This window comes from Rhodococcus sp. KRD197, assembly GCF_017168235.1.
Classification (GTDB): domain Bacteria; phylum Actinomycetota; class Actinomycetes; order Mycobacteriales; family Mycobacteriaceae; genus Rhodococcoides.
Map to the genome: position 1 here is coordinate 264,633 of NZ_JABFAO010000016.1, position 13,705 is coordinate 278,337.

Annotated in this window: 3 protein-coding genes; 1 reads left to right on the forward strand and 2 read right to left on the reverse strand. The window is 64.5% G+C overall.

Features of this window, described 5'->3' with window-relative positions:
• Position 1 precedes the first annotated feature (1 nt).
• Entirely contained in the window at positions 2-2,062 is a 2,061-nt protein-coding gene (pabB, locus tag J1M86_RS23160) for an aminodeoxychorismate synthase component I (protein ID WP_206511506.1), read from the forward strand.
• Positions 2,063-2,144: 82 nt separating this feature from the next.
• Here the strand turns inward: pabB and J1M86_RS23165 are convergent, their stop codons facing one another.
• A complete protein-coding gene (locus tag J1M86_RS23165; RefSeq protein ID WP_230558194.1) occupies positions 2,145-2,744 on the reverse strand; it encodes a hypothetical protein in 600 nt (199 codons plus the stop codon).
• A gap of 94 nt (positions 2,745-2,838) precedes the next feature.
• Positions 2,839-13,705: amino acid adenylation domain-containing protein (locus J1M86_RS23170; RefSeq protein ID WP_206511507.1), on the reverse strand; the 10,867-nt coding region annotated here is incomplete at its 5' end.

Sequence of the window (13,705 nt, forward strand, 5' to 3'; positions counted from 1 at the left end):
AATGGCTGTACGCACGCTGCTCATCGACAATTACGACTCATTCACCTACAACCTCTACAGCCTGCTGTGCGAGGTCAACGGGGTCGAACCCACTGTGGTTGCGAACGACGTCGACTGGGCTTCGCTCGATATCGACAGTTTCGACAACATCGTCGTCTCGCCGGGGCCTGGCAGTCCTCGCACAGCCCGCGACCTGGGGATCAGCGCCCGCGCGATCATGGAAACAGATATTCCGATTCTGGGTGTGTGCCTCGGGCACCAGGCCATGTGCCATCTGCTCGGGGGCAACGTGGATCTGGCCCCCGTGCCGATGCACGGCCGCCTCTCCGAAATCTCCCACACCGGTGAACACCTTTTCGCGGGAATTCCTTCGCCGCATACGGTTGTGCGCTACCACTCGCTCACCGCAGTCTCCTTGCCCGACGAGCTCGAGCCCTGCGCGTGGACCGAGGACGGCATCGTCATGGCCGTCCGGCACCGCAGCCGACCCATGTGGGGCGTGCAATTCCATCCCGAGTCGATCAGCACCGAGTACGGTCGAGAGCTGCTGTCGAACTTTCGTGACCTGACCAGAGTGACCTCGACGGCCGGCCCCGCACCGTCGCAATCGCCGTATTTCATCGAGACACGCTCTGTGGTCGGTGAGTTCGATACAGAGCAGGTGTTCGGGACACTGTTCGCTGCCGGTCCGAACAGTTTCTGGCTCGACGGGAGCGCGGCGGTGGAACCGAACTCTCGTTTCACCATCATGGGTGATTGCTCGGGTCCGCTCGCGGAATACGTCACCTATCGGGTCGCCGAGAGGCGTGTGGATATCCATCGCGCCGACGGCTCCCTCGTATCGGAGGAATCGACGTTCTTCGACTACCTGGATCGTCAGCTGAAGGAGCGTGCCACTCCCCCGCGCCATGATCTGCCCTTCGCGTTCTCGCTGGGCTACGTGGGATACCTCGGCTACGAGCTGAAAGCGGACGTCGGTGGGCAATTGGTACACACGGCAGCGACGCCGGATGCCTCGATGGTGTTCGCCGACCGCGCGCTCGTGTTCGACCACGAATCCGGAACGTGTTATGTCATGGCACTGGTCGTCGATCATGCGGATCCGGTGACAGCAGCGTGGTTCGATACCGTCGTCGACTCGCTCGAGGCGTTGCGCGATGGCGTTCAGGCGCCTCCTCCTCAGGAAAGGCCGCTTCTCGCACCGTATTTCGAGGCGGACTTGCCGCTGCGACACGAGCGTGAGAAGTACCTTGGGCTGATCGAGCAATGCCTTGCCGAGATCCGATCGGGTGAAACCTACGAGGTGTGCTTGACCAACACCGCCACCTTCCCCGGATCCATCGACGCGTTCTCGACGTATTCGACGCTACGCGAGATCAATCCGACACCGTACAGCGCCTACCTGGGCTTCACCGACCTGTCCATCTGCAGTGCATCACCGGAGCGGTTCTTGCGCATCGACGCCGACCGCGTCGTCGAATCCAAGCCGATCAAGGGCACTCGTCCCCGCGGCGCCACAGCTGAAGAGGATGCGAAACTTCGCGCTGACCTGGTCGGCAACGAAAAAGACAAAGCCGAAAATCTTATGATCGTCGACCTGGTGCGCAACGACCTTGCGCGAGTATGCGTGCCGGGATCGGTGCACGTGCCGAAATTGTTCGACGTCGAGACCTACGCGCCCGTTCACCAGCTGGTATCCACGGTCCGCGGACGGCTTCGAGACGACGCGTCCGCAGTGGGCTGCATCAGCGCCGCATTTCCCGGCGGATCGATGACCGGTGCACCCAAACTTCGTACGATGGCCATCATCGACAAACTCGAAGACGGCCCTCGCGGAGTGTATTCGGGGGCGATCGGCTACTTCTCGCTCACCGGAACAGCCGACTTCTCCATCGTCATCCGCACCATCGTTGCCACCGAGCACGAGGTGACCTTCGGAGTCGGCGGTGCCATCGTCGCAATGTCGGATCCCGAAGAAGAATTCGAGGAGACGATGGTCAAGGCCGTGTCGATGCGACGAGCCCTCGCCGCACCGACACGTGCGCGCAACCGCGACAACTAGCGATCGCGAGAACCAGCAACAGAACGGCGAGAGCCGGAAGGACACCGAGGTGTCCTTCCGGCTCACACGCCGACAGGATCGGTCAGGGCGTGGTGAAGTACTCGAACACTGCGGGCTGAACCTCGGGGTTGGCATTCGCAGTACCGATGATCGTGCCTGCAACCGCGCCGATAGCCGTTCCAATGATGCAGCCGGAGATGAAGTTCGGGAAGATCGACACACATCCGATCGCGAAGCCCAAGCCAGCGCCGACCGCTGTGCCGATGGCACCGCCGTTGGTGTAGCCGATCGCGAGCTGGTTGATCATGTTGTCGAATGCGGCCTGCTTGCTGACAGGTTCGGCGACCTCGGTGAGTAGCGCCGCGGGCTGAGGTGTCAGAAGCAATTCCCGATCGCCCTCGAGCAGCGGCGCGATGGAGTAAGTGGCGCCGTTCAGTGAGTAGGTCAGCGGCAGTGTTGCCAACACGGCCCCGGAATCACCGACGACGGAGACCGTGTCGGCTGTGGTGTCGATGCGGAACGCACCTGCATCGAGCACGGTCTTCGTCGAACCGTCCAGTTCGACGGTGGTCTGGTAGCCGATCGACTCTGCCGGCTCGGCAGCTGCGGTTCCCCCACCCACTGCGACGGTCACCGAGGCAGCCGCCAGCACCGTGGCTGCCATCGTTGTCACTGACTTCATTTTTCTCACAGGCATCCCCAGACCGTAGGCGAACGAACAGGTGCATTTTCAGGCCAATGATATCCCTGGCTGACGGTTTCACATTGCAGAAACATCATGTCGAAAGATAGTTCTCGAGTGCGGTTCCGATTTCGGCGAGAACCTCGGGTTCGATCATTTGATTGTGCGCACAATCGATCGAACGAATCGCAAGCTTTCCGGTCACGAATTCATTCCATTTTTCCGGATCACGCCTAATTCCGTCGCCGGACCCCTTTGCTGCCGCGAAGAACAGAATATCGCCGTCGAATACGTCGGGCTCGAAACTGCTCATGATGGCCGTCGAATTCGCAAAGCCGTCGTTGATGCGTTCGAGATGCCCCGGCGTCAGACCCGTCTGCTGCCCGAACGAGGTGTCCAGCAACTCGACGGCGCCCTCGTACGTCAGCGGCGCTCCCCCGGTCGCACCGGTGACGTCGAGGCCCAGCCCTGCCAGTAGCTCCTCGACACTGAGCTTGCCCTGCGGCATTGCATCGGAACTATCGACATAACTGTCCATGATGGTCAGCGAATCGACCTTCTCACCCGCCCGACGTAGCTCCACCGCCACCGCGTGTGCAATGGCCCCACCCAGCGACCAGCCGAGCACGTTGTACGGACCATTCGGCTGCACACGGCGGATCTCTGCTGCATACCGGCTCGCCAGAGCCTGGATCGAGTCGAATGTTCCACCCTCGGAAATGCTCGGCAATTGTATGCCGTACACCGGCCGGTCCTCGGCCACGTGGCGAACGATGCCGGCATAACCCCAGGACAAGCCGATTCCGGGATGAATGCAGAACAGCGGACTTGCCGTACCCTCCGCGCGAAGCGGAATCACCACCCCGAAGGTGCTGGTCAGACCTGCCGCAGCGTCCGCGTCGCCACCGTCGATACGCGCCGCCAAGCCTGCGGCCGTCGGATCGAGGAACAGCGACTGCAACGGCACCCGCACCCCGGTGGCCGTCTCGAGCGCGGGCACCACCCGTGTCGCGACGAGTGAGGTACCGCCCAGGTCGAAGAAGTTGTCGTCGACGCCGACCAGTTCCACTCCGAGTATGTCGGCGAAGACCTCGACGACCGCGTGCTCGGTCGCGGTGGACGGTGCGCGGTACGCCGCGGTGCTGGTGGCGAGTTCCGGCACCGGCAATGCACGGCGATCGAGCTTGCCGACGGGTGTCAGCGGAATCTCGTCGAGCATCACGATCGCCGTCGGCACCATATGACGCGGCAACACCGCGGCCACATGCTCGGTCAGCTCCGAGGAGTCGACCGAACAACCTTCGGCAACTCGCACGTAAGACACGAGCACGGTGTCCCCGGACGGCGCGGTGTGCCCGACTGTCGCAGCGAAGCTCAGCGCGTCGTGGTCGGTGAGCACGGAGTCGATCTCGCCGAGTTCGATTCGGAAACCGCGAACCTTGACTTGGAAGTCACTGCGCCCGACGAACTCGATGGTGTGATCGGCGGTCCACCGCACCACGTCGCCGGTCCGGTACATGCGTTCGCCCGGCTCGCCGTACGGGTCGGCGACGAAACGCTCCGAGGTCAACGCGAACCGGTCCAGGTAGCCGCGTGCGGTGCCCGGTCCGGCGATGTACAGCTCGCCCGGCACTCCCACCGGTACCGGACGCAGCCGGGCGTCGAGAACGAGGAAGCGGAACCCGATGGCTGGACGTCCGACGTCGACGACCTTGCCCGGAGCCAGCGGGTCACTGACGCTCGCCTGGATGGTTGTCTCTGTCGGTCCGTACCCGTTGAACATCATCCGGCCCGGTGCCCATCGGCCGACCAACTCAGGCGTGCATGCCTCGCCGCCCAACGCGAGAACTCCCACGTCGGGGAGCCGATGACCGTCGATGGACGCGAGAGCTGCCGGCGTCATGAACGCATGCGTGACATGAGACCGCTCGAGGAGCTCGGCCAACTCATCGCCGCCGAAGACGCCCGGTGGTACGACCACCACGGTGGCGCCGACACCGAATGCCATCGTCAGTTCGTAGATCGACGCGTCGAAGCTCGGTGATGCGAGGTGCGAGATCCTCGACTCGCGCGTCGGGTGGAACCGAGCCGTCACTTCGTCCTCGAGATAGGCGAGTCCGCGATGTCGGACTGCGACCCCCTTCGGGCGTCCCGTGGACCCCGAGGTGTAGATCAGGTATGCGGGATGGTCGAGGTGCAACGTCGCCGTGCGGTCGGCGTCGGTGATCGTGTCGGTCGGGTAGCGCTTGACGTCCCTGGTGAAATCCTCGTCGTCGAGTACCAGCCAGGTGATTGTGTCGGGCAGCGAATCCCGGTGATCGAGCACGGTCAGTCCGATGGGTGCCTGTGAGTCGTCGAGCATGTGGGCGATGCGATCCGACGGGTAGTTCGGATCCACAGGAAGGAATGCTGCACCGGTTTTCGCCACCGACCAGATCGACAGAATCGACTCGATCGACCGCGGGAGCGCGAGCGCGACGAACGTCTCGGGCCCGACCCCGAAATCGATCAACATGCGTGCGATCCGTGTCGACCACGCGTCGAGGTCTCGATACGTCAGACCGACGTCGCCGAACTCGACGGCAATGCCGTCGGGGTTGGCGGCAGCGGCGATCGCCAGGATGTGCGGCCACGTCTGCGGCGCATTCCCCTCCTCGCCGCGAGCCGGTGCCAGAACCGGGAGCTCGTCGGCGCCGAGCACGTCGACGTCGCCCACGGGGGATGTCGGATCGAGAACGACAGTACTGAGGATTCGAACGAATCGGTCGGCGAACGACTGCACCGTCGATGGATCGAACAGCGCCGTTGCATAGTCCAAGGCACCTTCGATACCTGCCGGCTCGCCGGCCTCGTCGAAGTTCTCCGACAGCAACAGCTGCAGGTCCTGTTTGGCGACCGGGACGTCGAAGTCGAATCCCTCGACAGTCAGATCCGGCAACTCGAGACGAGCCTTCGTGTTGTTCTGGAACGACAGCGCCACCTGTGAGAGCGGTGCGTACGACGTCGACCGCGGCGGATTGACCACCTCGACAACCCGTTCGAAGGGAATGTCGGTGTTGTCGAACGCTTCGAGATCGGCGTCGACCACACGAGCGAGCAACGACTCGAAGCTCTCGGCCCCGTCCACGACGGTGCGCAACACCAGGGTATTGACGAACATGCCGATCAGATCGTCGAGCGCGGCCTCTCCGCGACCCGCCACCGGTGTCGTGATGGCGATGTCATCGGTCCCGCTCAGTCTCGCCAGCGTCGCGGCGAAAGCGCTGTGCACGAGCATGAACATCGTCGCGCTGCGAGTGCGTGTGAACTCGACGAGTCGGCGATGAAGATCCGCATTCATCTCGAACTTCACCCGAGCGCCGCTGAAATCCTGCGTAGTCGGTCGCTGTCGGTCCGTCGGCAATGGCAACAGGTCGGGCACGCCGCGCAGCGAGGTCTGCCAGTAGTGCAGCTGACGTCCGGCCAGGCTCTCGTGATCGTCCTCGCGGCCGAGGAGCGATCGCTGCCACAGCGTGTAGTCGGCGTACTGCACGGCAAGTGGCTGCCACGCGGGCGCAGTGTCCGCGATGCGAGCGGAGTAGGCGATCATCACATCACGTGCCAGCGGAGCCATCGAGGCGCCGTCCGCGGCGATGTGATGAACCACCACAGCGAGCACGTGCCTGGTCTCGTCCGCGTCACCCACCCGGTACAACGCGAGTCGAATCGGGATCTCGTTCGTCACGTCGAATCCACGGCCGGCGAAACGTCCGATGGAGCCGAGTAGATCGGCGTCGTCGATCGTCACGACCTCGACGTCGGGGATGACCTCCGATGCCTCGTGAATGTGCTGCTCTGGAACGTCGCCGTTGGATGGGAACGTCGTGCGCAGAGACTCGTGGCGATCGAGCAGATCGGCCACCGCCGACCGCAGCGCAGACACATCGAGAGTTCCGGTCAGCGACACCACGAGCGGCACGTTGTACGCGGGCGACGCGGGATCGAACCGGTTGATGAACCACATACGCTGCTGCGCGAGCGAGAGCGGAATGCGCTCCGGCCTTGCTTCGGCGCGTAGCGCCGGTCGGGCGGAACCGGTTGTCGCCCCAGCGGCCGTCGAACTGCCGACGAGAGCCGCCAGCCCCGCAACGGTAGGTGCCTCGAAGATGGCGCGAACACCGAGACCGGTGCCGAGCACAGAGTTGACCCGCGCGATGACGCGCGTGGCGGACAGTGAATCGCCGCCGCGGTCGAAGAAGTGATCGAGTGCGCCCACCTGCTCGACGCCGAGTGTCTCGGCGAAGACCTCGGCGACAGCGGACTCGGCAGCAGTGCGCGGAGCAACGTATTCTCCTGCGCTCGAACCGAATTCCGGTGCTGGGAGTGCGCGACGATCGAGTTTGCCGACGGGAGTCAGCGGGATCTCGTCGAGTTGGACGATTTCGGAGGGCACCATATGGCCCGGCAGGCTGGCTGCGGCATGCGCAGTCAGCTCGCCCAGGTCGATGCTCGCGCCAGCGTTGGCGGCGCGTACATATGAAACGAGAACAGTTGCGCCGCTCGGCGATTGGGCACCGACTGTAGCGACGAAGTCGACCGAGTGATGCACTGCCAGCACCGCGTCGATCTCCCCGAGCTCGATGCGGAATCCACGGACCTTGACCTGGAAGTCGCTGCGGCCGATGTACTCGACGGTGTGGTCCTCGGTCCATCGAACTACGTCACCCGTGCGATACATCCGTCCGCCCGGCGCTCCGAACGGATCTGCGACGAACCGCTCCGACGTGAGCGAAGGCCGAGCGTGATATCCCCGGGCCAATCCGGCACCGGCGAGGTAGAGCTCGCCCTGCACACCCACGGGAACCGGTTGCATCCGAGCGTCCAGAACCACTTCGTGGACACCTCTGACCGGCCCACCGATGGTCAACGACGACCCGGCGACGAGCGGATCGGAGATGTTCGACATGATCGTCGCCTCCGTCGGACCGTAACCGTTGTACAGATACCGCCCCGGCGCCCACCGGGACACCAACTCTGCCGGTACCGCCTCGCCGCCGACGACGACGTGTTGGAAGGCGTCCAGTCCCGACGGATCGACCGAAGCCAGCGCGGATGGCGTAATGAATGCGTGCGTGACCTCCTCCTCGAGCAGGATCTCGCGGAGTTCGTCGCCGCCGTACACGGTGGGCGGAACGATGACCATCGTTGCGCCCACGCCGAATGCGAGCAGGTATTCGAGCACCGAAGCGTCGAAGCTCGGCGAGGACACATGCAGCGTTCGGGAATCGGGCGTGATCCGGTAACGCTCGGCCTGTTCGTTCGCGAAGTTCTCGAGGCCGGTGTGCGTGACGACGACGCCCTTGGGCAAACCAGTCGATCCCGATGTGTAGATCGCGTACGCCGCACTGTGCAGACCGACACCGGCTACTCGTTCGTCCTCGGAGAGTGGCTGTGCCGAGACCTCGGAGAGTTCGTGCGCGGTGGCCGGGTCGTCGAGCACGATCCAGGCTTCACCGGCCGACAGTGTCCGTGGCAGCGCATCGACATGATTGCTGACCGTGATGCCGAACTGTGCGCCGGAGTCGTCGACCATGTGCTCGATGCGGTCCCGCGGGTATCCCGGGTCGATCGGCACGAACGCTGCTCCGGTCTTGGCGACCGCCCACACCGACACGACTGATTCGATCGAGCGAGCGAGCCCGAGTGCGACGAAGGATTCTGCCGACACACCGCGCGCCAACAGCACACGCGCCAGTCGGCTCGAGCGACGATCGAGTTCGTCGTAGCTGATCGACTCCTCGCCCAAGCGCAGAGCGATTCGACCCGCGGATGCGAGCGCTGCGCTCTCGAAGACGTGGGCCAGGAGCCGGGTCGATCCACCTTCCCGTCCGCGCACCGGCGCAAGATCAGCGCGTTCTGTTTCGCCGAGCAGGTCGACCTGCGCCAACGGTGTGCGGTCGTCGGCAACCACGGCATCGAGGACGCGTACCACTCGCCCAATGATGCGCTCGATCTCGTTCTGCGAGAACAGATCCGGCAAGTACTTCGCCTTGAGGTGCAGCTGATCGTCCACCGACGCCACCAGAGTCAACGGGTAGTGCGCCGCGTCGGTGCCCAGAACGTCGGCGACCTTGAGGCCGGCGATATCCGTCTCCTCGGACAGTCCGGCCCGATCGACCGGGTACGACTCGAACACGGTCAGGGTGTCGAACGAGACGCCGTTGCCCGCGGCGCGTTGGATGTCCGTCAGACCGAGGTAGTGGTGATCGAGTAGCGACGCCTGCTCTGCCTGCACCCGATCGACGAGATCACCGATGGGCTCGGCTGGATCCAGACTGATCCGAACCGGCAGCGTGTTGATGAACAAACCGATCATCGACTCGATACCCGGAACCTCCGGCGGGCGGCCCGAGACGGTCGCACCGAACACGACGTCAGTGCGTCCGGTCAGAGCCGAAAGCACAACGCCCCAGGCGCTCTGCACAACCGTGTTGAGAGTCGACCCGCGCTGCGCCGCCAGATCACGCAGCGATGCGGTCACCTCTCGAGAAAGCGAGTACGTCGTCTCGACCGAGCTGGTCGACAGTTGGCGTCCACGATCACCGTCCGACAGCAGGGTCGGCTCTTCGACTCCGGACAGTGCTCTGACCCATTCGGCGCGGGAGAGTTCGGCGTCGCGCCGATGCATCCACGCAAGATAATCGCGGTATGCGGGAACGCGCGGCAACATCGAATCATCGCCCGCCGTCGCGTACAGCGTCAGCAGTTCCTTGATGAGCAGCGGTGTGGACCAACCGTCGAGCAGGATGTGGTGGTTGGTCATCAACAGGCGCCACTCGCCGTCGGCCTTGGTAATGAGCGTGAATCGCAGCAGCGGAGCGCGGTCCAATACGAACCGTGTCGCCCGATCGGCCTCGAGAACAGCCTCGAGGGCAGCCTCTACGTCGGGTTCTCCGCGAAGGTCCACATCCGACCAGGGAACCTCGACGCCTGTCTGGACGACCTGCAGCGATTCACCGTTGGCGCCCGAGACGAACGCGGCCCGGAGATTGGGATGGCGATCGAGCAGCGTCTGAGCGGCAGCCCGCAACCGCTGCGCGTCCACGACACCGCGCAGCTCCAGCCCGAGTTGCACCATGTACGCATCGACGCCGTCTTCCCGTGCCGCCAGATCGATCTGCTCGTCCACCTCGCCTGCCAAGCGCGCGTGGAACAGCAGGCCGGCCTGCAGCGGCGACATCGACCACACGTCGTCGAGGCGCGGGAACTGCTCCTCGAGGGAGGAGATGGTCTGTTGGTCGATGGCCACGAGGTCGAGGTCGGAAGGCGTGTAGCCACCCGCCTCCGGCGCGTCCGTGTGCACGGTCAGGGCAGTCATTGCCGAGACCCACAGTTCGACCAGGCGATCGACCTCGGACACGGTGAGCACACCTGTCGGGAAGGCGAACGTGGCGTCGAGAACCGGGCCCGCCGAGGTCGTGTTGGTGACGGCATTGATATCGAGCAACGCCGGAACCGGCATGTCCGGGTTCTGGGCGTCGCCGAGTGTGGAGTCCGATACCGGGATCCAACCGACATCGTCCATACCCTCGGAGGATCCGGTGGCGAAGCGACCCAGGTAGTTGAAGCTCACCTGTGGGCGCGCAAAGCCGCCGAGTACCGAGCGGCCCTCCTCGGTCAGGTACCGCGAAAGTCCGTACCCGATCCCGTGATCGGGGATGGCCAGCAACTGTTCCTTGACGGCCTTGACGGTCTCGCCGGCTGCTCGCCCGCCGCGCAGCGCGTCGTCGATATCGATGCCGGAGATGTCCAGGCGTACCGGGAAGATGGTGGTGAACCAGCCGACTGTTCGCGAGAGGTCCGCACCGGGCACGACGGCGTCCTCGCGTCCGTGACCTTCGAGGCTGACCAGCGCGGAGTCGACGTCGCTTCCACGCTCACGGCGCCAGGCGGTCAACGCCACAGCAAGTCCGGCCAGCAATCCGTCGTTGACGCTGCCGTGGAACTTCTCGGGGACAGTCGTGAGGAGTCGCTCGGTCACCTCGACCGGCAACGACGTCCTGATTCGCTCCACCGTGGCATCGACGTCGATTGTGGGATCGAGAGCGCGCGAGCCGATGACCGGGTCCACTCCCGAGAGCATGTCGGTCCACAGGGCCAGCTCGTCGCTGCGATCGGCCGCGACCTCCACCAGGCCGGTTGCCCAGCGGCGCATGGATGTTCCGGTTTCGGCCAGTGTCGGTTGCGCACCGGCGACGATCTGCGACCACGCCGTGGCGAGATCCGGCACGAGAATTCGCCAGGAGACGCCGTCGATGACGAGGTGGTGGGCGACGATCAGCAATCGACCGGATCCCGACGGCGCCTCGAACCAGACCATCTCGATCATGCGGCCGGTCGAGGGGTCGAGACGGTCGGCCGCCGCGTCGAGTTCCGCGGCGGCGCGCGCCGAGAACTCGTCACCGGCGACGTTTTCGACGCTGACGTGATGCAGCACCGAGGCTGCGGACACCGTTCCCGTCGGAGCAACGGTCTCGACCCACTGACCGTGCTCGTCCAGATGGAGCTGTGCCCTGAACATGTCGTGCGCGTCGAGAACGGCCTGGATCGTCTGTTCGAGGACATGCGATTCGATGCCGGTCGGCAACTGGAGAAGCGCGGTTTGGGTGTAGCGGCCGAAGGATTCGCTGCGCTCGAGCATCCACTGGACGATGGGGGTCAACGGCAGTTCGCCGACTCCCCCGCCTGGCAACTCTTCGAGGACCACTGCCACGGTGTCCTCGGCCATGGCGACGACCTCGGCGAGGCCTGCCACGGTCTTGCGTTCGAAGACATCACGTGGCGCGATGGCGAGGCCCGCAGCTTTCGCCCTCGACACCAGCTGAATCGACATGATGCTGTCGCCGCCGAGCGCGAAGAACGAATCGTCCACGCCGACCTTGTCGAGGCCGAGCACCTCGGCGAACAGTGCGGCAAGGGCTTCCTCGACGGCACTGGCAGGTTGACGGCTCTGCGTCACCCGAGCCGAGAAGTCCGGTGCGGGCAGAGCTTTGCGGTCGAGTTTGCCGTTGGCGGTCAGCGGTAGCTCGGCGAGTACCACCAGCGCTGCCGGCACCATGTAGGCCGTCAACGACGCACTGACTTCGTCGAGGACCGCGGTGGTATCGAGAGTTCGGCCCGCCTCGGGAACGAGGTAACCGACGAGCCTCTCACCGGCACCGTCGTCTCGCACCGACACGACAGACTGCGCGACACCGTCGCATCCGAGCAGCGCCGACTCGACCTCGCCCAGCTCGATGCGGAATCCGTGTAGCTGGACCTGCATATCGCTGCGACCGAGGTATTCGAGTTGTCCGTCGCGGTTCCAGCGTGCGGTGTCACCGGTTCGATACATCCGTGTGCCGTTCGCATCCGGATCGGCGACGAAGCGCGTCGAGGTCAGTCCGGTGCGGCCGAGGTATCCGCGCGAGAGTTGGCCACCCGAGACGTACATCTCGCCGATGACGCCGGGAGGAACCAGCCGCAGCCGGTTGTCGCGGACGGAGACGGTCAGCCCCGGAATTGCCTGCCCGATGACGGACGCCGACGCCGACGCCGCGAACTCAGCGGTGAGCGGCAGATAGCTGACATGCACCGTGGTTTCGGTGATGCCGTACATGTTCACCAGCGTCGGAGCGTCCTCGGCGTGACGGGTGTACCAGCGTCCGAGCTGGCCTAGATCGAGCGCTTCACCGCCGAAGATCACGTAGCGCAGGGCGAGACGATCGGCCTCGGCCGGGGCGTGTCGGTCGGCCTCGGCGAACTGGTAGAACGCGGTCGGCGTCTGATTGAGCACGGTGACCTGCTCGGCCACGAGAAGCTCACGGAACAACTCCGGCGAGCGTGCCGTGTAGTAATCGACGACGACGAGCTTGCCGCCGTAGAGCAGTGGTCCCCACAGCTCCCACACCGAGAAGTCGAATGCGTAGGAGTGGAACATCGTCCACACGTCGGACTCGTCGAATCCGAATTTGTCGACGGTGTTCTCGAACAGCGTGGCGACCGTTGCGTGGCTGACCTGAACGCCCTTGGGGCGACCGGTGCTTCCCGAGGTGTAGATGACGTAGGCGATGGATTCGGCGCCGGCGTCACCGTGTCGGTCCGCCGGAGTCAGGTCGGTCGAGGCGAGTCCGTCCACAGCCTCGGCCGTGTGGGGCTCGTCGAGGAGGATCTGCACGAGATCTCCGGCCGGCACCGAGGCTGCGTCCGCCACCGTGGACACGACACAGACCGGTTGCGCGTCCTCGAGCATGAACGCCAGGCGGTCTGTCGGATAGGTGACGTCGACAGGGAGGTAGCCGCCACCGGCCTTGAGTACGGCGAGAAGAGCGACGACGAGCTGTGCGTTGCGCGGCATCGCCACGGCAACGAGGCTTTCCGGTCCGACGCCTACCGAGACGAGCATGCGTGCAAGCTGATTGGCACGCGCATTGAGTTCGGCGTAGGTGAGAGACTCGTCGCCGTACGTAACCGCGGTGGATTCCGAGAACCGCGCTGCAGCTGACTCGAACCGGGCGACCAAGGTATCCGCCGCCGGTGTCGTACCCGGGTGGTTCCACTGCGACTGCATTGCTTCGAGCTCGGCTGCGAACAGTACATCGATGTCCCCGACGGCTGCGTCGGGATTCGATGTCACTGCGTCTACGAGTGCGATGGAGCGATCAGCGAATTCGCGGACCGTCGACTCCTCGAACAGGTCTGTGGCGTAGGTGATGGCAACGGACATTCCTGCGGGAGTGCCGTTGTCGGCTTGATTCTCGGCGACGGTCAGCTGCAGATCGAACTTCGCGATGCCTGCGTCGAACTCGAGACCTCGGACGTCGAGTCCGGGGAGTTCGAGGTGTGCGGTGGTGTTGTTCTGGAATTCGAGGAGGACTTGGAACAGGGGTGAGTGGTCGGTCGAGCGTGTGGGTGCGAAGGCGTCGACGAGTCGCTCGAAGGGG